This is a genomic window from Arthrobacter sp. NPDC080086, assembly GCF_040702285.1.
The window spans coordinates 1-18,518 of record NZ_JBFBKP010000011.1; the positions used below are offsets into that span (position 1 = coordinate 1).

Here is an 18,518-nt window from a genome sequence, read left to right on the forward strand (position 1 = left end):
GGTTCCCTTCGCGGGGAACCTGGCCGCCGTCGTTTGCGTTGGCGTTGGCCCGGCCGTTACTTATTGACCGTGGGGTTGACCTCGGCCTTGGCGATGGCGCCGCCGTCGGTGCCCCACGCAGCCAGGATCTTCTTGTACGTCCCGTCCTGGATCAGCTTGTTGGTGGCCCCGGCCACCGCCTCGGCGAGGGCGGTGTCAGACTTGGCGACGGCGATGCCCACCGGCGAGGCGCCGTAGACGTCGCCGAGGGTTTGCAGCTTCCCGTCGGACTGGGTGATGGCGTAGGCCACCGTGATGGACCCGGCAGCCATTGCGTCCATGCCTCCGGCCACCAGGCGGGTGGTGACGTCGGTCTGGTTCTTCAGGGAGACGACGTCGATCGCGGGCTTGCCGGCCGCGACGCACTGGGCGCTCCGTCCGGAGATGTCCGGGTTCTCCTGGAAGGTTCCGGTCTGCACCCCGACGGTCTTCCCGCACAGGTCGTCCAGGGAGATGTTCTTCGGGTTGCCCTTCTGCACCGCCCACTGCGTCCCGGCCTGGAAATAGCTGACGAAGTTGGCGGCCTTGCTGCGCTCCTTCGTGATGAAGAACGAGGACACACCCAGGTCGTACTTCGGGCCGAGGGACGGGAGGATGCCTTCGAACGGGGAGGTCTGCACCTCCACCTTCAGGCCCAGGGTGGCGCCGATCGCCTTGGCCAGGTCGACGTCGTACCCCACCGGGGTCTGGCCGTCGGAGGCCGCAAGAAACTCCGCCGGGGCGTAGGTGGTGTCCGAGCCTACCGTCAGCTTCCCCTTGGACCGGACCTGGTCCGGCACCTTGGCGGCCAGGGCGTCGTCCTTGGCGACGGTTCCCGGGTCAAACGTCGCCGTCGCCTGCCCGCTGCCGCCGGTGCCCGAACCTGCCCCGGAACCTGACCCCGCCTCGGACGCGTTCGTGCAGGCGCTCAGGGCGACGAGGACGGCCGCTGCGGCCGCCGCCGTGCGGAGGCGCTGCCCATTCAGTACGTTCATGCTGTTACTACCTTTCCTGGTGCCCTCCCACGTGGTGGTCGGGCGGGCTGTCCTAGGCTCCCTGGTTGATCCGGCGCAGCGCCACCTCGGCCAGCCAGGCGGCGGCGTCCGGGAGCACGGCGTCGTCGAAGAGCGCGTGGGGTGAGTGGTTGGAGCCGGCGTCGGCGGGGTCGCCATGGGCGCAGGCGCTGAGGAAGAGGTAGGCGCTCGGGACCTCGTTGCCGACGAAGGAGAAGTCCTCGGCGCCTGGCATCGGGTTGGCCATGGGCTCGTAGCGGTCCTCGCCGAAGAGGTCCACGATGGCCCCGCGGGCCAGCTCGTACTCGTCCGGGGCGTTCTCCGTGACCGGGTAGAGCTCGTGGTAGTTCACGTCGGCCTTCAGGCCGTGGGAGGCGGCGATGCCCTCGAGCAGCCGCACGCTGCGTTCCTTGATGGCGGCCCGGGATTCGGCGCTGAAGCTGCGGACGGTTGCGTCGAATTCGGCGTGCTCGGGGATGATGTTTTCCCGGGTGCCGCCGGCGATCCGTCCCACGGTGAGGACCACCGGATCGAAGACGTCGAAGGCCCGGGTCACCATGGTCTGAAGTGCGGTGACCGCCTCGCAGAGGGCCGGGATGGGGTCGTTGGCGTGGTGCGGCTGGGAGCCGTGGCCGCCGGATCCGATGAACCGGACGTGGAGGTCGTCGACGGCGGCCATCTGGGGGCCGGGGCGGCCGAACCAGACGCCGCGCGGGTGCGCCGCGGAAAAGACGTGCAGGCCGAAGGCCGCGTCCACGCGCCGCCCGGCGGCCTCGAGGACGCCCTCCTCGATCATCGGCAACGCTCCCCCGGGGCCTTCCTCCCCCGGCTGGAACATGAACACGACATCGCCGGCCAGCTCGTCCTTCAGCGAGGACAGGATCCGGGCCGCGCCCACCAGGCCCGCGACGTGCATGTCGTGGCCGCAGGCGTGCATCAACCCCTCGTGCGAGGAGCGGTACTCCAGCCCGTTGTCCTCGGTCACGGGCAGGGCGTCCATGTCGCCGCGGAGCAGCACCACGGGCTTGGTTCCGCCGGCCGGCACTGCGCCACCGCGGAGGACCGCCGTCACGGAGCTCAGGCTCCGTCCCAGCGTGATCTCCAGGCCGAGGCCCTCCAGTTCGGCGAGGAGCCGGCGCTGGGTCAGGGGCAGGTCGTTGCCCAGCTCCGGGATCCGGTGCAGCTCCCGCCGGAACGAGACGAGCCCGTCGGCGAGCTCCGCCGCCAGTTCCTGGGTGCGGGTGGGTTTCCTGGTGTCTGAGATCGTCACGCTCTCCATGCTTTCGGTAGTCGGGCGGTCACGGGGACCGGGTCAACCCCTCCACCGTGTGATACTTGGCCCATGCAGACGCCCAAATTGACGGAAACGGACTCTACTCTGCGTAATATGCAGGATTCGGTCACGCTGGGTGAGCTGGACCTGGCGCTGGTGAACGCCCTGCAGCTGCGCCCGCGGGCCAGCTGGGCGGAGCTGGCCGGTCCGCTGGGCACGACGGCGACCACACTCGCCCGCCGGTGGGACCGGATGACCGCCGCGGGGTTGGCCTGGATCACGGCCTCTTTCGGTCGGGAATTCAGCCGCAGCCGCTGCATCTCCTACGTCATGATCCGCACGGATCCGGGTACCCGGACGGCATTGGTGGAGCGGCTCTCCGCGTGTCCCGAGGTTGCCACGATTGAGGTCGCCACAGGCGGTCACGACATCAATTGCGACGTGCTGACCCGTGACCTGCGCGAACTGGACGTCTTCCTGACCACCAAGGTCTACGGGGTGCCGGGGGTGGTGTCCGTGTCCGTGCTTCTCACCACGTCCCTCTATCTGGAAGGGAGCCGCTGGCGGCTACGGTCGCTGGACCCGAGCCAGCTCAATGTCCTCAACCGGAGCACCATGTCCGTGGGTCAAGGCACCTACGCCATGGTCCTGGACGACCTGGACCGGTCCCTGCTGGAGCACCTGTCCCTGGACGGGCGGCTGGGATGGGCGGAGCTGGCATCGTTGACGGGCGCGAGCACGGCCACGGCGAGGCGCCGGGTGAACCGCCTGATCTCCTCGGGGATCATGACCTTCCGTTGCGAGATCGCCCATCCGCTGGCCGGCTGGCCGATCCAGGCCTCGCTGCTGGGCGTCGCGCCGGGGCAGGACTTGGACCGGATCGGCCGGGAGCTGGCCGCGTGGCCGGAGTGCCGGTTCGTGGCGGCGGTGACGGGGACGGCCAACCTTTACGCCACGTTCTGGGTCAGGGACCTCGGCGAGTTGCAGCGGGTGGAGGCGCGGACGAGCGCCGTCTTCCCGACCCTGGGCGTGCTGGACCGGATGGTGGCGCTGAGCACGCCCAAGCGGATGGGGCACCTGTGCGACGCCGAGGGCCGGCGCATCGGGACAGTGCCGATTTCGCCCTGGTAGGCAGGGCAGTCCCCGGTCAGCTCCCTCCCGCTGGCTCTGTGCGCCGCCATGGAGGAAGCGGCGCCGGAGCCTGCCGGGGAGTCGTGGGAGGGAGGCTAGCCGACCTGGTGGAGCCAGCGCACGGGGGCGCCCTCGGCGGCGTGCCGGAAGGGCTCCAGCTCTTCGTCCCAGGCCTCGCCGAGGGCGAGGGAGAGCTCGTGGTAGACGGCGGAGGGGTCGCCCGCGCCGGATTCATAGGCGTAGCGGATGCGGTCCTCGGAGACCATAATGTTGCCGTGCACGTCGGTGACGGCATGGAAGATGCCGAGCTCAGGGGTGTGGGACCAGCGGCCGCCGTCCACTCCCTGGCTGGGCTCTTCCGTCACCTCGTAGCGTAGGTGGGCCCAGCCGCGCAGTGCCGACGCCAAGGTAGCTCCCGTCCCCGGCGTACCGGTCCACGAGAGCTCGGCCCGGAACATTCCGGGCGCGGCGGGCTGCGGGGTCCACTCAAGGTCCGTGCGCTTGTCCACGACCGAGCCAATGGCCCACTCAACGTGGGGGCACAGGGCGGTCGGGGCCGAGTGAACGAACAGGACACCACGGGTTAGTGCAACAGACATTCCATCCTCCATAGCTATAGGTACGTCTTCCCCAACGACCTCTGCCCGGATGTCCGTCTGCCGCGGTTGCCCGCGTGCGGGGCTGGTGCCCCTGCCAGACTATTCAGTTGTGTGGTGACTCAAATACTTTTGAAACTCAGGGTGACTCGACATAAAGCACGTCCGGATCCGTGGTGGCCGGGAAACTCGAAAGCTTCGCGTGACCCCGTGGTGGATGCCGGGCGTGAACCCCATTGTGCCGTACCCCACCCTAATAAGCCAGTGCCGCGCAGCGCGCCGTCACCACCGGGTTTTCGGCGTGTCGCGGATGCTGTTTCAGGCGCGCGGGTGGGCCTGTTGATAGCTGCTGCGGAGCCGGTCCACGGAGACGTGGGTGTAGATCTGGGTGGTCGCGAGGCTGCTGTGGCCGAGGATCTCCTGGACGGCCCGGAGGTCGGCGCCGCCGTCGAGCAGGTGGGTGGCAGCCGAGTGCCGCAGCGCGTGCGGGCCGGTGGCGGAGGTGTCCCCGAGGCCCTCCAGTTGGTCCTTGACGACGCTGCGGACCTGCCGTTGGTCCACCCGGTTGCCGCGCGCGCCGAGGAAGAGGGCGGGCCCGGAGCCTGCCGTGACCAGCGCGGGACGGCCGCGCCGGAGCCAGTCGTCGACGGCGAGCGCGGCCGGGACACCGTAGGGCACAGTCCGTTCCTTATTGCCCTTGCCGAGCACCCGGAGGGTGCGGCGGTCCGGGTCGAGGTCGTCGATGTCGAGGCCGGTCAGCTCGCCGACGCGGATGCCGGTGCCGTAGAGCAGTTCCAGCATGGCCCGGTTCCGCAGGGCCATGGGGCCGCCGTCCGCCGCGGCCGCTTCGGCGCTGGCGACCAGGCGCTGGACCTGGCCTTGCTGGAGCACGCCGGGCAGGGACTTCTCGCGTTTGGGGGCCCGCAGCCGGAGGGCCGGGTCGGCGGCCAGGAGTTCCTCGCGGACGGCCCACGCGGTGAAGGCCCGCGCGGTGGCGGCCCGTCTTGCCAGGGTGGCCCGGGCCATGCCGGCCTCGCTCTGGGCGCCCAGCCAGCGGCGGAGGGTCCCGAGCTCGAGATCTCCCAGTCCCGTGGCACCCTCGGACGCGGCGTGGCCGAGGAGGCTCTCGACGTCGGCCAGATACGCGCGCACGGTGTGGGCGGAGCGGCCGCGCTCGGCGTCGAGGTACCGGCCGAAGGCGGCGGCGGCATCGGCGAGCGCGGGAGGGATGGTTGGAGCTGGCACCCTTCCACTCTCCCAGCCCCATCCTGCTTCCCGGCGGAGCCCGACGGCGCGCCGTTTCCTTCCGGCTCGAGCGGGCTTGCCACGGTACCGCCCCCTCTTGGCGACGCGGGATGCACGGCGTCTGCCCTAACCCGCCGCCGCCGAGCGTTTCCAGCCACCGTGGCGGGACTCGGCCAGGCCCACCAGGCCGAGCCGTCCCAGGCCGGCCCGGACGGACTCGGGGCTTAGCCCGGCGACGACCGCCAGTTTCTCCACGGTGCTGGTGACCCGCAACGGCAGCGCGTCGAGGAGGATCAGGTCTTCCAGGGTCAGCCCGTCGTGGGCCTCCGACCGTCCCGCTGCCGGGTTCGGCAGGGAGTCACCGCTGGGCGAGACGAGTTCGGCGATCTCCGCGGCATCCGTGACGCACACCGCCCCGCCCTCCCGCAGCAGCCGGTGGCAGCCCGCGGAGTTGGCACTGTGGACCGATCCGGGGACGGCGCCGACCGCCCGGCCGAGGGTTTCGGCGTGGTGGGCGGTGTTGAGGGCGCCGGAGCGCCAGCGCGCCTCCACCACCACGGTGGCCCCGGCCAGGGCGGCGATGATCCGGTTGCGCTGCAGGAAGCGGTACCTGGTGGGCGCGGAGCCGGGAGGGACCTCGGCCAGCACCGCGCCCTGGTTGGCCACCGTGCGGAGTAGGTCCTCGTTCCCGGACGGATAGAAGCGGTCCACTCCCCCGGCCATCACCGCGATCGTCGGCAGGCCGGTGGCCCCGGCCAAAGCGGCCCGGTGGGCGTGGGCGTCGATCCCGTAGGCCCCGCCCGAGACGATGGTGAAACCGCGCTGAGCCAGGGCGTAGGCTAGATCGGCGGTAACGGAGGAGCCGTAGGAGGTGCTGTCCCGCGACCCGACGAGGGCGACAGCCTTCGTCGGAGGAGGCAACTCCTGCTCCACGCCCCGCCACCACAGGCACAGCGGCTCCTGCAGCCCCAAATCCGCCAGTTGCGCCGGCCACAGCTGGTCGGAGGGGATTAGCAGCCTTCCGCCGAGCCGCTGCATGGTAGCCAAGTCCCGTGCCGGGGCGAGGTCCGGGACGCGGGGTGCCCAGCGTTTGAGCGCCATGCCCAGGCCCAACCAGCCGCCGCCGGCACCGGCGTCCGCCAGCAGCCCGGTGATCTCCTGTTCCAGGGAGGGGCCGGGCTTCAGCTGGCCGGTGGCGATCCGGAGGGCGTCCTCCGCACCGGCGGCCTGCACCAGAGCCAGGCCCGCGGCGTCCTGCGGTTCCATCAGCCGGGACAAGGCGGCCCTGGCCGTGCGCTCGTTCGCGGTCATGCTGTTCTCCTCGGGGTGGGGCACGCTGTCATGAGGTTGCTCCGCCGGACTGCCGCAGGGCCAGGGCCTGGCCGACGTCGTCGGCGTCGGGGCTCCCGCGCCCGGCTAGATCGGCGACCGTCCAGGCCAGGCGGAGTACCCGGTCGTAGCCCCGGGCGGTGAGGGAGCCGCGTTCCAGGGCGCGGTCCAGGATGACGGTGTGGTGGCTGCCGAGTCGGAGCCCGCCGCGGAGCACCCTCCCGGGGACCTGCGCGTTGGTCTCGAAGCCGAGCGGTCGCAGCCGGTCCAGCTGGGTATCCCTCGCCGCCCTGACCCGGGCGGCAATGGCGGCGGACGTTTCCTCCACCCTGGGCGCCCCGAAGTCGGCGAGCGCCACCCGTTCGACATCCAGCTGGATGTCGACCCGGTCCAGCAGCGGCCCGGAGAGCCGGGCGAAGTACCGGCGGCGCATCGTCGGGGTGCAGGTGCATTCCACGCCTTTCCCCGAGGCTTTGCCACACGGGCAAGGATTCGCGGCGAGGACCAGTTGGAAGCGGGCCGGGTAGGCGGCGGTGCCGGCGGCGCGGTGGAGGATCAGCTCGCCGCTTTCCAGCGGTTGCCGCAGGGCGTCCAGGACCCGGCGTTCGTACTCGGGTGCCTCGTCCAGAAACAACACGCCGCGGTGGGCCCGGGACGCGGCGCCGGGCCGGGGCAGGCCCGAGCCGCCGCCGATGATGGCGGCCGCGGTGGCGGTGTGGTGGGGGCTCTCGTAGGGCGGCCTGCGCCGGAGGGTTACCGCCGACGTGGTCAGGGAGCTGAGAGAGTGGATGGCGGTGACCTCCATCGCCTCCTGGTCGTCAAGGTCCGGCAGCAGCCCGGGCAGGCGCTCGGCCAGCATGGTCTTGCCGGCGCCCGGCGGCCCGGTCAGCAGAACGTGGTGCGCTCCGGCGGCCGCCACCTCGAGGGCACGCCGTCCCTCGGCCTGGCCAGACACGTCGGCCATGTCCGGCACCATCGGCGGCTCCGGGTGCCCGTCGCCGTCGTCGGCTTCCTCCCCCGGGCCGGCGTCGAGGGCCAGGTCCTGCGGATCGGCGCCGAAGTCGAAGGCCAGACGGGCCAGGGTGGTGTAGGCGCGCACCCTGGCGCCGGGGACCAGTTCGGCCTCAGCTGCGTTGGCCTGCGCCACCACAACGTCAGGGTAGCCGGCCCGGACGGCGGCCATGACGGCGGGAAGGATGCCGCGGACGGGGCGGAGCCGGCCGTCCAGGCCCAGTTCGGCGAGGAACACGTGCCGACCGGTGGACCGGATGTCGTTGGCCGCTAACAGCGCGGCCATGGCGATGGCCAGATCGAAGCCGGAGCCGCGTTTGGGCAACGACGCCGGTATCAGGTTGGCGGTGATCTTCCGCCGGCTCAGCGGGATGCCGGAGTTCTGCGCGGCGGAACGGATCCGCTCCCTGGCCTCGTTCAGCGACGCGTCCGGCAGGCCGAGGATCACAAACGCCGGCAGCGTCTGCCCGATGTCCGCCTCGACCTCGACGATGTACCCGTTGAGGCCCACCAGGGCCACGGCATAGGTCCGGCCCAGCGCCACCTACCCCACCCCTTTGAGGTGTTCGATGGCGGCCTCGCCGGTGCCGTCGTCGAGCACGGCGATGACATCCACCCGCCGCAGCGGCATCCGCAGCTCATGCTCCCGGCACCAGGCGGATCCGAGCCGGTGCAACCGGGCAAGCTTCTCCGCACCGACAGCCTCGAACGGGTGCCCGAACGCCAGCGAGCGGCGGGTCTTGACCTCGGCAATGACCAGGGCGTCGCCGTCGAGCGCGACAATGTCGATCTCACCGGCGGGACAGCGCCAGTTCCTGTCCACCACCCGGATCCCCTGGTCCTCCAGGAAAACGGCCGCCAGATCCTCGCCGCGGCGGCCCAATACGTCTTTGGCTCTCATCCCTCCAGCGTGGAGGGCACCGAGAGCCGGTAATACCCGAAGGCCACGCTATGTGGGTAACTCCGAGGTCAGGGACCCGTACGAGAAAAGAACGGAAGCCCGAGGAAGCCCAAGTTTCCGGAATTGAGGCCCTTCCTGATGATCCTAACCGTGGCGTGTGGTCGGTATTGAACTCAGCGGTCGAAGTACCGGCGGCGCATCGTTGGGGTGCAGGTGCTATTCACGGCCTTTCCCGAGGCTTTCCCACACGGGCAGGGTCGGCGGCGAGCACCAGCTGGAAGCGGGCCGGGTAAGCGGCGGTCCCGGCGGCGCCGTGGATAATCAGCTTGCCGCTTTCCAGCGGCTGCCGCGGGGCGTCCAGCACGTGGCGTTCGTATTCGGGCGCCTCGTCTTCCTTGGTGCCTACCCTGCTGTTACCACTACTACCTCATAATTCACGTAAGTTGAACGCTCTTGCCTCTAAGCAGCACTCCCTAGAGGTTGTTATTGCCTTCCCAGCTCCAACGACGACCGCCTGGAGCTGCGACGGCTCGTTCATCCACAGGTCCGGCTTCAACCTAACGAGCGGGGCCGGGCCTCTGGGAACTGGAGAGCACCAAACACAGGCGATGCGACGCATGCTCTTTTCCTCTGGAAGGGTGCGTCATTTCGAAAAGGGAAACTCCGGAATCTATGGCTGTCTCGAGGATCTCCGAATAGGCGTTCCAATGATTGATTCCCGCATGGACGGTGTAATCCAACTCACCTCCAGAGGTATTCGAGAAGCGAAGCGTCTCAATTCCCTCAACCAGGTCGAAACAGGCTAAGCGCCCCGAATCAACACTTCCCGCACCGACTAGCGGCGAGGTCCGAAGACACTCCTGAACGCCCAGCAGATCACTGCTGCTGGGCGTCGTGAGTCGCCATATCGATCGTCGCAGCAAGTTCGTTACGGATAATACCGAGTAGGAGCTGGTCAGTGGAGAGCTCCGTTTGCATCAACGCGGATAAATCATTGAGTCCAAGCACCGTGGCCAGCACCGCTGATGCAGACACAGCCGCTGCCGTTGTCCCACGGTTCAGGGCGTAATCGTGTACCACGTTTCTAACTGATTGATTCCGAATGGCATCGTTCAGGCCGCCAACACTGATAATTCCTGACTGCTTCAACAGTGCTACAAACTCTCGGGCTGCTCCCAGCGGAAGCTTCAGGCCCTCAGGACCAGCCTTCGGTGCATCTGGTCTGCGCTGTTGCAAGATGGCCAGTAGAGACGTCGTGTCTAGTGCCCGGTCAGGATCAACCGCATCCAAATTTTTGGCAAGGTCCCGAACTCCCTCAACCAAAATTTTCAGAATTGACGTAAATTCACGGTCTACTATTTCAAGCGTTCCGGCGATAGCGTTGAACCTTCGATTCAGTTCATCAGAGAACTGAACCCCGGACTTATACCGCAGTTCATGCTCGATCTCCGCCCACGCGTGTTCAACGACGCTGCGAACTTGGATCTCCACCTGAGTTCGACCCAGAATGAGACCAGGAGCATCGATTGCCCCGGTCCGTACTTTGGCGACAAGGTGGATACCCCTGTATCCAAATCGGTCTGCTCCTAGTTTTGAAGTCTTATCAATCGAGTTGGGCTCATCGATCCGAAAATGGTCTCTGATAGCGTCCACGGCGGCTGCGACGCCGTGCTCGTAGGTAGTAATAACTCGAACGCCCAGGAGGTCTGTCATTTGGGATTCAGGATTATCGTAATCCTTGTCTCGCAGCTTGCCTCGGACAGATGCAATTGACTTGGCGCGCGCAGTGACTTGGTGGATGGCTATTGGGCTGCCGGCCAGAGCATCCAAAATCTGTTGTTTTGCAGAATCGGCGGCCGCCTCGTAATCATCGTGTGAGTCCTCATATGCTGTCAGCCATTGCGCTGCAGTCGGCAAAGCTGAGCTCATCGCGCTTCGGCGATTACATCAGTCAGAATTCGTATCCGAGTCTCCCTCGGCATCAGATTGTCCGTCTGGCGGCTTGATGCAAAGACATATTGTTCCACGAGGTCAGAGCGAGGTTCTCCAGAATCAAGCTCATTCGCGAATTCAATCAAGGAGGCACCAATCTTTTGTGGATCGATTCCATCGTAACCCTCCTCGATGTCCACAACCTTGTCGAGGGCCCCGATGAGCGAGTAGAAATTCGTCTTGCTATGAAGCCTCAAATCGCGGAGATTCGGGAGTGCACTCTCAAGGAACCTAAGGTGACTTTTAAGCCTGTCTCGTAGCTCATTGGCGGGTTCGAAGTGCTCGGAGTAAGCCTCATAGTAAAAGTCAACGCTGTCCTTTTTATCTTGGGGCCCTTCCAACAGTAGAATGATCAGTTCAGCCACTAGCTCATCATTCGCCTGTCGGTTAGCAGCGCCTTCTGAGACGATCCTGTGGTTCCTCCAGAACTCCCAGCCGGCAATCTCTTCAACAAATTCTTTGAAAAATCCATCATATTTTGCTCGCCGCCGTTCCTGCTGATTTAGACGCACGACAAAGCGGTTCATTCGACCGAACATGTCCCGTATATCGTCGGGTTTGTACCCCGACAGCTCCTCAACAATGAAGTCATAGTTCAGTATCCGAGCGCGCTCATCTTCAGTTAGAGTTTTCCACTTTTTCCGACTCCACGGTGATTCTGAAGATTCGGTTAGCGAAAATCTTCCATCGACGAAATCAAACACTGCCCGCATTCGCTGCTGGCCGTCTATGACCGTATATTCTGGGCGCCCCGTTTGAAGGTTAATACCACGTTCGAAATAAAGTACGGGCACAGGCCTATCCGAAAGGATGGTGTCAATCAAGTACGCCTTCGCATTTCGAGGCCAAACTGAGTTTCGCTGAAAGGCGGGTGCAAGGTTCAGCTGCCCGTTGTCGCGGAGCTGAAGCAGAATCGACACATCCTTGGTTGTCAGCGTTCTCTTCGACTGTGACGCCACGCGGCTGGTCCCTTCAATTTTTGACTCTCAACATGGGCACGTCGGCGCCCGCACGGCCATCCTGCCACAAGCTTCCACGTTTTACGTGCAACGCCATCCACACGACTAGCCCGAAACTCGCTGCCACTCGCGTAGTCGTACCTTGCCCCCGGCTCCGCTGGATCCCGCGACTTTTGAGTTCGTCGCCTCTCGTGCAGATGAAATGCACAATAGACGCCCAACTAATGCCGCCCGCCTGGCGAGATACAGTCACCAACATCTGCAGTCCAACAACCCTAGTTTGAAGGCGGGTGCCCGAACGCCAGCGAGCGCCGGGCCTGACCTCGGCAATGACCTGGGCGTCCCCGTCGAGAGCGGCGATGTCGATCCCGACGGCGGGACAGCGCCAGTTCCGGTCCACCACCCGGATCCCCTGGCCCTCCAGGAAACCGGCCGCCAGGTCCTCGCCGTGGCGGCCCAATACGTCTTTGGCTCTCATCCCTCCAGCGTGGATAGCTCGAAGCCGGGACCGTACCCGATAGTCACGCTATGTGGTAACTCCGGTCAGGGGCCCAGCAAGAGGTGAAGGAGGGTTCCGAGCTAAAGGTCTCCCAGTCCCGAGGCGCCCCCGGACGCCGCGTGGCCGAGGAGGCTCTCGACATCGACCCGGCACGCCCGCACGGTATTGGCGGAGCGGCCGCGTTCGGCGTCGCGGTACCGACCGAAGACGGCGGCGGTATCGCCGAGCGCGGGAAAACGGCTAGTGCTGGCACCCTTCGATTCTCCCAGCCCCGCCTACTTCCGGGTGCAGCCCGACGGCGCGCCGGCTCGCTCCGATTCAGCCCTGCAACGGTAGCGCGGTCTCCACGCGACCATATATGCACGGCGCCGCCCCTAACCGGCCGCCGAGCGCTTCTAGCCACCGTGGCGCGACTCGGCCAGGCCCACCGGGGCGAGCCGTCCAAGGCCGGCGCGGACGGATTCGGGGGCTTAGCCGGACGCCGACCGCCGGGGTGGTGGGCAATGTTGAGAGCACCCGAGCGCCAGCAACACAACAGTGGCCCCGGCCCGACGACGCGGGCGGCAGCCATGTGCCGCCGAGTGCGCTGAGGTCGCTGAAATTTCGGATGGCGCGCTAACGGTCCATTGTCGCTTCAGCCCGGGCCTTGATGAATTCATCCCAGTCTGTCGTTCCAGTCCATTCCTTGCCGTGCAAGTGCAGGGTCCAGCCCAGTGCGTGCCGGGCAGTCCCAATACGGTCAATACCGATGCTATAGTCACCATAATCTGACCGGGGGTCACACGAGGCGTGTACGGCCTGCCACTTGACGAAGTCCGGGCGGTCCATCAGGTCGGTGACGCTGAAGACGTTTGTCTTGTGCTGATTCTTCCACTCAGCGAGATCCCGCTGAGCTTCTTTGACCTGGGCCTGATTCACCGTCAGATACCCCTGACCGTCCTCGATGGCCCGCCCGCATACATCACAGTTCCACTCGATCTTGTCGTTCACTGTCAACTCCCTAAGTTGCAATCGGATAAATCAGAACACGCTTGGAGCGCCGCCAACCATTACGTGCTTGAGTAGGATTAACGTGTCCTCTCAACCGTAGGTCTAACCCTCGGGCGTCGTAGCCCCGAGCCCTCAACCGTCGCCACGAGCCCTGTGTGAAGGTTGCGCCATACCCGGGTGTTGCCCTCACGTGACAGTCCTTGTGATCAAGCAAAGTCGAAAGCGCCCCCAGCCGAGGTTTGGGCCAACCTTTTTGGCGTCTAACGGGTATGAGTCGCTATTCACAGGCGACCGCTGTCTGCGAACCCCGGTGACTCCACCCGTCCTGACTTCGAGGTACGCTCTGCAATGCCAGACTCCACGTCACGCCTCCAGCGACAAGAATCTCGGTGAAGCCCGTGGCGGTGGACGTCCCGCCGACGACCGGTAGATCTGTTCCAGGACTCAGATTACGAAATCAGCCTAAGTTCTATCGCTTCCGGGTCTTCATGGGCAAGCTCCCGTAGCTCACCGAAAGCCCTCCTTTGCCACCGCGCCCCCGTGCCGTCCGTGAATTGCACCTCCCGATTTGGATGGAAATTATCGCCACGAAGTTGAGTTAGTACTTCGCGGGATCCCCCGGCTTCTATAACCGCCCAGGAATGCGCAATTTCCGCGGCTGCGGATTCAGATTCAGAAGGAATCGGCCTTTGCGCGACCGCCACCATCGAGATTGGTTCGTTGCCTCCATTATGAACAACCCATCTCACCGCCGGCCCCGCAAAGCCATTACGAGATGGATTCGACGAATCGACTTTTTGCGCAAGGAGTGTCACTTGTGCCGCTAGTCGTCGTTTCGCAGCGGCTGTCCGCTCGGCCTGCTCCTGGCGGAAAAGTCCGCGATCAACGGCGGCCTCTTGACGCTCCTGCGCCAAGCGCTTGTCACCTCGGAGTCCGGAGTAAAGGGCGTACGCAACAGCACCTACCGTTCCGACCGCACCGAACCAGTCAGGTACCGAGCCCCAATTTTGAAGTGCCACGAAGGCTGAAATATCCACGCTTGGAGGATACCTTCATTACCGACAATCGTTGACAGATCCCGACCGTTTGCGTCTTAGTTCAATTTGGCGGGTTTTCTTTGGACCTGCCAAAGCGAGAGAGACGTCAGCTAAGTCCCTCGTGGATCGGCAAGAAAGCGCCTCCACTCCCACTCTGATCCACGAAGCGGACGACGCACCCGCAGGTCACGCTATGTGGGTAACTCGGTTCAGAGGTCAGGAAGAGGTGGTGAAGCGGGAAACGGGCCGCTAATTACCCAGGTCCTCGACCTTGGGCAGGGCGAGTTCCTCATTGCGCGGAAGTTCCTCGACGTTGACGTCCTTGAACGTAATCACGCGAACGCTCTTGACGAACCGGGCTGAGCGGTAGACGTCCCAGACCCAGGCGTCCTGAAGCGTCAGGTCGAAGTAGACCTCGCCGTCGGCGCTGCGGGCCTGCAGGTCGACGTGGTTGGCAAGGTAAAAGCGCCGTTCGGTCTCGACGACGTAGCTGAAGAGCCCGACGACGTCGCGGTATTCGCGGTAGAGCTGCAGCTCCATGTCGGTTTCATAGTTTTCCAGGTCTTCGGCACTCATGGTTCCATCTTGCACCATCGGGCGGAGGCCGCGCGCCACGGACGGGCGCCACAGCCAAGAGGCCGTGCCTCAGTCGCCCAGCAGCTGCCAGCTCACCCGGTGGTAGGGGCTGGGCCCGGCGGTGCGGAGGGCGTCCTTGTGGGCGGCGGTGCCGTAGCCCTTGTTCTCGTTCCAGCCAAAGGCCGGGAATTCCTCGTGCAGGGCGGCCATCTGCCGGTCGCGTTCGACCTTGGCCAGCACGGACGCCGCGGCGACCGAGAGGCACTGCATGTCCGCCTTGACCAGGGTGTGGACCGGTGCGTCGCAGCCGGGTTCCGCCGGGCCCTCATCGAACAGGGAGGCCTGCGCCGGGGTCGTCAGCCAGTTGTGGCTGCCGTCGAGCAGCACCACCTCGGGCGTCACGCCGCCGGCGATCACGGCAGCCCAGGCCCGGTTGCCGGCGAGCCTCAGCGCCGCGATGATCCCGAGGGCATCGATCTCCGCGGCGGAGGCGTGCCCGACGGCGGACGCCACGCTCCAGGCGCGCACCAGCGGCTCCAGGCGTTCGCGTTCGGAAACCTTCAGCAGCTTGCTGTCCCGCACATCGGCGAGCAGTTTCTGCCGCTGCAGGTCGACGACGGCGATCCCCACGCTGACCGGGCCGGCCAGAGCCCCGCGGCCGACCTCGTCGATGCCGGCCAGCAACCGTGCGCCCGAGGCCTTGAAGCGGCGTTCGTAGTCCAGGGTTGGTGCGACGGACACTGCTGTTGCCTTACTTTCCTGCCGGGGCGCTGCTGGGGGTGCCGGACGGGGCGGGAACGCCGGTGAAGACGTCCGGGTAGTTGTCCAGTGCCTTGACGCGGTTCAGCGGCCAGGCGATCACGGCGGCCTGGCCCTCGATGTCCGCCATGTCGATGAAGCCGCCGTCGGTTTCTATGTGGGCGCGGGAGTCGGCCGAGTGGTTGCGGTTGTCGCCCATCACCCAGACCTTGCCGGCGGGAACCACGACGTCGAACGTCCGCACCTGCGGGACCTCGGCACTGTTGATGTATTTCTCGTCCAGGGCCTTGCCGTTGACGGTCAGGCGGCCGCTGCCGTCGCAGCAGATGACGTGGTCGCCCGGCAGCCCAATGACGCGCTTGACCAGGTGCTGCTCCGAATTGTCCGGCAACAGCCCCACGAACGTCAGCGCGTTCTGCACCCCGGTCATGGGACCAACCGGTTTCGGCGCCGCGGGAGCCAGCCAGTTCTTGGTGTCGCGGAAGACGATCACGTCGCCGCGCTGCAGGGCGATCGGCTGGGGCACCAGCAGGTTCACGAAGATCCGGTCATTGACGTCCAGCGTGTTCATCATCGACTCGGACGGGATGTAGAAGGCCCGGAACAGGAAGGTCTTGATCAAGAAGGACAGGACAACGGCGATGACCACCACGGTGGCGATCTCCCGGAGCCAGACCAGGACCGGGTTGCGGCCCTCGCGGGCCAGCGCCCGGCGAGCCCGGGCCGACGTGGGGCCCGCGTGGGAGGGACCGTCCTGGGCGACGCCGGCCGCCCGTTCCGGGACGCGTGGCGCTTCGCGCCGGGGAGCCTCAGCCGACGTCCCGTCGACGGGCGTCTCGTGGGCAGGCGTCTTCGGCACGGCCGGGAGCCGCGTCGTCGGGTGTTCGCCGTCGGGAATGGGCGCGGACGTCACCCGGGGTTCGGCCTGGCCGTGGGGCTCAGGGGTCCGGGGTCCGGTCTCGGGCATCTACTGTCCGTTCTGTGTCGTCGTGGCGGCCGCGTCGGGCCGCGGTAGTGCAGCAAATCTATCAAGCGGCCAGATGATCATCACCGGCCGGCCGATCACCCGGTCCAGCGGCACCATGCCGCCGCCGGGAGCCCCCAGCAGCCCCCTGGAATCGGCCGACTTGGACCGGTGGTCCCCCATCAGCCAGAGCCGTCCCGCGGGGACGATCGCGTCGAATTTCAGGGTGCTGGGCTCATCGCCGGGATATATATACGGTTCACTAAGTTGCTGGCCGTTGACTGTGAGCTTGCCGGAACCGTCGCAGCAGACCACCCGGTCCCCCGGCAGCCCGATGACCCGTTTGACGTAGGTGGTGTCACTGCCGGTGATGCCCAGCCAGTGCCCCGCCCCGGCCACCAGCTCCGCGGCCGGGCCGGCGCCGCTGTTCAGCGGCGCGAAGGACCCGCGGCCGTCGAAGACCACCACGTCGCCGCGACGGATCGGGTCGGCGGCGAAGTCGGTACGGGAGACCAGGATCCGGTCCCCGTCGCGCAGCAGCGGCTCCATCGAGGCGGACGGGATGAAGTACACGTCCAGCCACAGGGACCTGACCAGGCCGCTGATGGCGATGGCCAGCACGAGCCCCAGAAGCACAAAACGCCAGCCCAGTTTCCTGGGCCGGCGTTTTGGCTGTTCCATGGTCCACATCCCCTGACGCGTGAAGTGCTTGATCGGCGCAGTGGCGCTGGCCCGGGGTGAGCCGGGCCGGCCGTGGATCCGCGGAGTAAGTCCGGGGACTTACTTGGCGGTCTGGAAGTCGCGCTTTTCCTTGATCTTCGCAGCCTTACCGCGCAGTGCACGCATGTAGTAAAGCTTGGCGCGGCGCACGTCACCCTTGGAGACGAGCTCGATCTTGTCGATGATCGGGGAGTGCACCGGGAAGGTACGCTCCACGCCGACACCGAAGGAAACCTTGCGGACGGTGAAGGTCTCGCGGACGCCGTCACCCTGGCGGCCCAGGACGAAGCCCTGGAAGACCTGGACACGGGAGTTCTTGCCTTCGATGATGTTCACGTGCACCTTGATGGTGTCACCCGCGCGGAACTCGGGAACATCGTTGCGCAGCGAGGCTGCGTCGACGGAATCGAGGATATGCATTGATCCACTCCTGGTGAACGCCACAGGTCATTCACGTTGGGTCACGGCGGCCAAGCCCGGCCGCAGTCGCGCCCGGAAATCACCGCCGAAAATGTGTCGTTCCGGTCCAGTCAGGAATTGACCGGGCCGGGGTGCCGCGCTGTTGGTGACGCTCCCCCTGTGGCAGGTTCGCACCCAGCAGGCACAAGGACTTATTTTGCCACAGAATGGCGGCTTTTGCTGAATCCGCGGACTCCCCCGGACGCACGACGGCGGCGGGAAAGTCCCGTGTCAGGCCGTGCTCAGGCGTCGGCGCGACGGCGGAGCCGGCCGTCTTCGATGTCGTACCCGAGGTCCGCGAACGCGGTGCGGTCCGCGCGGGGCAACGTCCCGGCGTCGAACGCCTCGAGCAGGTCGGGGCGGCGCTCCGCGGTACGTCGGTACTGTTCGTGCCGGCGCCACTGGGCGATCTTGCCGTGGTTGCCGCTGAGCAGCACGGCGGGGACGTCCCGGCCGCGCCAGCTGGATGGCTTGGTGTAGACCGGGTACTCCAGCAGCCCGTCGGAGTGCGATTCCTCCACGAGGGATTCGGGGTTGCCAACGACGCCGGGCAGCAGCCGCCCGATTGCCTCGACCATCGCCAGGACCGCCACCTCGCCGCCGTTGAGCACGTAGTCGCCCAGGCTCATGGGGCGGACGGTGAAGTGGTCCGCCGCCCATTCGAGGACGCGTTCGTCGATGCCCTCGTACCGGCCGCAGGCGAAGACCAGCTGCTCCTCCTCGGCGAGCTCGTGCGCGATGGCCTGGGTGAAGCGCTCCCCCGCGGGCGAGGGGACAATCAGCACAGGTTTCCGGAGCTCACCCTCCCCTGCCGCCGCAGTGCCCGCGACGGCACCGAGCGCCTGGGCCCACGGTTCCGGCTTCATGACCATGCCGGCGCCGCCGCCGTACGGGGTGTCATCGACGGTGCGGTGCCGGTCGGTGGTGAAGTCCCGAAGGTCGTGGACGGTGAGCTTCAGCAGTCCGTCCTGCCGGGCCTTCCCGATCAGGGACAGCTCCAGCGGGGCGAGGTACTCGGGGAAGATACTGACGACGTCGATCCGCAT

The 18,518-nt window shown here is 66.4% G+C and carries 18 protein-coding genes and 2 pseudogenes; 1 reads left to right on the top strand and 19 read right to left on the bottom strand.

From position 1 onward, the window contains the following. Nucleotides 1-56: 56 nt before the first annotated feature. Together AB0305_RS06280 and AB0305_RS06285 are read right to left on the bottom strand one after the other, a co-directional pair. The gene (locus AB0305_RS06280) at nucleotides 57-1,013 is read right to left on the bottom strand and encodes an ABC transporter substrate-binding protein (protein WP_364135052.1); all 957 of its coding nucleotides are present in this window, start codon (nucleotides 1,011-1,013) and stop codon (nucleotides 57-59) included. A gap of 52 nt (nucleotides 1,014-1,065) precedes the next feature. Beyond that, nucleotides 1,066-2,301, bottom strand: coding sequence for a M20 family metallopeptidase (locus AB0305_RS06285; protein WP_356903162.1), 1,236 nt, complete (start codon nucleotides 2,299-2,301; stop codon nucleotides 1,066-1,068). Nucleotides 2,302-2,418: 117 nt separating this feature from the next. Between AB0305_RS06285 and AB0305_RS06290 the strand changes: the two genes are divergently transcribed. After that, entirely contained in the window at nucleotides 2,419-3,435 is a 1,017-nt protein-coding gene (locus AB0305_RS06290; RefSeq protein ID WP_364135049.1) for an Lrp/AsnC family transcriptional regulator, read from the top strand. 95 nt (nucleotides 3,436-3,530) lie between these two features. On the opposite strand, the gene AB0305_RS06295 is transcribed toward AB0305_RS06290, so the two are convergent. From AB0305_RS06295 to trmD, 17 genes and pseudogenes are all read right to left on the bottom strand, one after another. Next, complete coding sequence (locus tag AB0305_RS06295) at nucleotides 3,531-4,034, bottom strand: DUF3145 domain-containing protein (protein WP_290257555.1); 504 nt, start codon at nucleotides 4,032-4,034, stop codon at nucleotides 3,531-3,533. A 315-nt stretch (nucleotides 4,035-4,349) separates the two neighbouring features. Beyond that, nucleotides 4,350-5,276: a tyrosine recombinase XerC gene (locus AB0305_RS06300; protein ID WP_364135046.1), complete on the bottom strand. Its 927-nt coding sequence runs from the start codon at nucleotides 5,274-5,276 to the stop codon at nucleotides 4,350-4,352. Nucleotides 5,277-5,402: 126 nt separating this feature from the next. Then, entirely contained in the window at nucleotides 5,403-6,587 is a 1,185-nt protein-coding gene (gene dprA / locus AB0305_RS06305; protein WP_364135043.1) for a DNA-processing protein DprA, read from the bottom strand. A 28-nt stretch (nucleotides 6,588-6,615) separates the two neighbouring features. Next, the gene (locus AB0305_RS06310) at nucleotides 6,616-8,160 is read right to left on the bottom strand and encodes a YifB family Mg chelatase-like AAA ATPase (protein WP_364135040.1); all 1,545 of its coding nucleotides are present in this window, start codon (nucleotides 8,158-8,160) and stop codon (nucleotides 6,616-6,618) included. Beyond that, a complete protein-coding gene (locus tag AB0305_RS06315) occupies nucleotides 8,161-8,517 on the bottom strand; it encodes a YraN family protein (protein WP_364135037.1) in 357 nt (118 codons plus the stop codon). It abuts the gene before it with no gap. A 185-nt stretch (nucleotides 8,518-8,702) separates the two neighbouring features. Beyond that, nucleotides 8,703-8,908: pseudogene (locus tag AB0305_RS06320) on the bottom strand (ATP-binding protein); the annotation flags it as partial. A 485-nt stretch (nucleotides 8,909-9,393) separates the two neighbouring features. Next, complete coding sequence (locus tag AB0305_RS06325) at nucleotides 9,394-10,446, bottom strand: hypothetical protein (RefSeq protein ID WP_364135034.1); 1,053 nt, start codon at nucleotides 10,444-10,446, stop codon at nucleotides 9,394-9,396. Continuing rightward, nucleotides 10,443-11,468 (bottom strand): DUF262 domain-containing protein, encoded by a 1,026-nt coding sequence (locus AB0305_RS06330; protein ID WP_366172202.1) that lies wholly within the window; start codon nucleotides 11,466-11,468, stop codon nucleotides 10,443-10,445. Before AB0305_RS06330 ends, AB0305_RS06325 begins: the two co-directional genes overlap by 4 nt. Before the next feature lie 287 nt (nucleotides 11,469-11,755). Next, a pseudogene (locus tag AB0305_RS06335) lies at nucleotides 11,756-11,946 on the bottom strand (YraN family protein); the annotation flags it as partial. 636 nt (nucleotides 11,947-12,582) lie between these two features. Next, nucleotides 12,583-12,957 carry a hypothetical protein gene (locus AB0305_RS06340; RefSeq protein ID WP_364135028.1) on the bottom strand — a complete coding sequence of 125 codons (375 nt, stop codon included), beginning with the start codon at nucleotides 12,955-12,957 and terminating at the stop codon, nucleotides 12,583-12,585. A 449-nt stretch (nucleotides 12,958-13,406) separates the two neighbouring features. Further along, nucleotides 13,407-13,994: a hypothetical protein gene (locus AB0305_RS06345; RefSeq protein ID WP_364135025.1), complete on the bottom strand. Its 588-nt coding sequence runs from the start codon at nucleotides 13,992-13,994 to the stop codon at nucleotides 13,407-13,409. 249 nt (nucleotides 13,995-14,243) lie between these two features. Next, nucleotides 14,244-14,570: a DUF2469 domain-containing protein gene (locus AB0305_RS06350; protein ID WP_290257548.1), complete on the bottom strand. Its 327-nt coding sequence runs from the start codon at nucleotides 14,568-14,570 to the stop codon at nucleotides 14,244-14,246. A gap of 69 nt (nucleotides 14,571-14,639) precedes the next feature. Further along, nucleotides 14,640-15,311, bottom strand: a complete 672-nt coding sequence (locus AB0305_RS06355; protein WP_364135022.1) for a ribonuclease HII — start codon at nucleotides 15,309-15,311, stop codon at nucleotides 14,640-14,642. Nucleotides 15,312-15,321: 10 nt separating this feature from the next. Then, nucleotides 15,322-16,296, bottom strand: coding sequence for a signal peptidase I (gene lepB, locus AB0305_RS06360; RefSeq protein ID WP_364135019.1), 975 nt, complete (start codon nucleotides 16,294-16,296; stop codon nucleotides 15,322-15,324). Next, nucleotides 16,297-16,974, bottom strand: a complete 678-nt coding sequence (gene lepB, locus AB0305_RS06365) for a signal peptidase I (RefSeq protein WP_364135016.1) — start codon at nucleotides 16,972-16,974, stop codon at nucleotides 16,297-16,299. Between the two features lie 99 nt (nucleotides 16,975-17,073). Next, the gene (gene rplS, locus AB0305_RS06370; protein WP_056738299.1) at nucleotides 17,074-17,433 is read right to left on the bottom strand and encodes a 50S ribosomal protein L19; all 360 of its coding nucleotides are present in this window, start codon (nucleotides 17,431-17,433) and stop codon (nucleotides 17,074-17,076) included. A gap of 281 nt (nucleotides 17,434-17,714) precedes the next feature. Next, the gene (gene trmD, locus AB0305_RS06375; RefSeq protein WP_290257541.1) at nucleotides 17,715-18,518 is read right to left on the bottom strand and encodes a tRNA (guanosine(37)-N1)-methyltransferase TrmD; all 804 of its coding nucleotides are present in this window, start codon (nucleotides 18,516-18,518) and stop codon (nucleotides 17,715-17,717) included.

What these genes read in the sequence shown, in the direction of transcription:
- AB0305_RS06280 (WP_364135052.1), bottom strand. Translation starts at nt 1,013, where the DNA reads ATGAACGTACTGAATGGGCAGCGCCTCCGCACGGCGGCGGCCGCAGCG.
- AB0305_RS06290 (WP_364135049.1), top strand. Translation starts at nt 2,419, where the DNA reads ATGCAGGATTCGGTCACGCTGGGTGAGCTGGACCTGGCGCTGGTGAAC.
- AB0305_RS06295 (WP_290257555.1), bottom strand. Translation starts at nt 4,034, where the DNA reads ATGTCTGTTGCACTAACCCGTGGTGTCCTGTTCGTTCACTCGGCCCCG.
- dprA (WP_364135043.1), bottom strand. Translation starts at nt 6,587, where the DNA reads ATGACCGCGAACGAGCGCACGGCCAGGGCCGCCTTGTCCCGGCTGATG.
- AB0305_RS06315 (WP_364135037.1), bottom strand. Translation starts at nt 8,517, where the DNA reads ATGAGAGCCAAAGACGTATTGGGCCGCCGCGGCGAGGATCTGGCGGCC.
- AB0305_RS06325 (WP_364135034.1), bottom strand. Translation starts at nt 10,446, where the DNA reads ATGAGCTCAGCTTTGCCGACTGCAGCGCAATGGCTGACAGCATATGAG.
- AB0305_RS06350 (WP_290257548.1), bottom strand. Translation starts at nt 14,570, where the DNA reads ATGAGTGCCGAAGACCTGGAAAACTATGAAACCGACATGGAGCTGCAG.
- lepB (WP_364135019.1), bottom strand. Translation starts at nt 16,296, where the DNA reads ATGCCCGAGACCGGACCCCGGACCCCTGAGCCCCACGGCCAGGCCGAA.
- lepB (WP_364135016.1), bottom strand. Translation starts at nt 16,974, where the DNA reads ATGGAACAGCCAAAACGCCGGCCCAGGAAACTGGGCTGGCGTTTTGTG.
- rplS (WP_056738299.1), bottom strand. Translation starts at nt 17,433, where the DNA reads ATGCATATCCTCGATTCCGTCGACGCAGCCTCGCTGCGCAACGATGTT.
- trmD (WP_290257541.1), bottom strand. Translation starts at nt 18,518, where the DNA reads ATGCGGATCGACGTCGTCAGTATCTTCCCCGAGTACCTCGCCCCGCTG.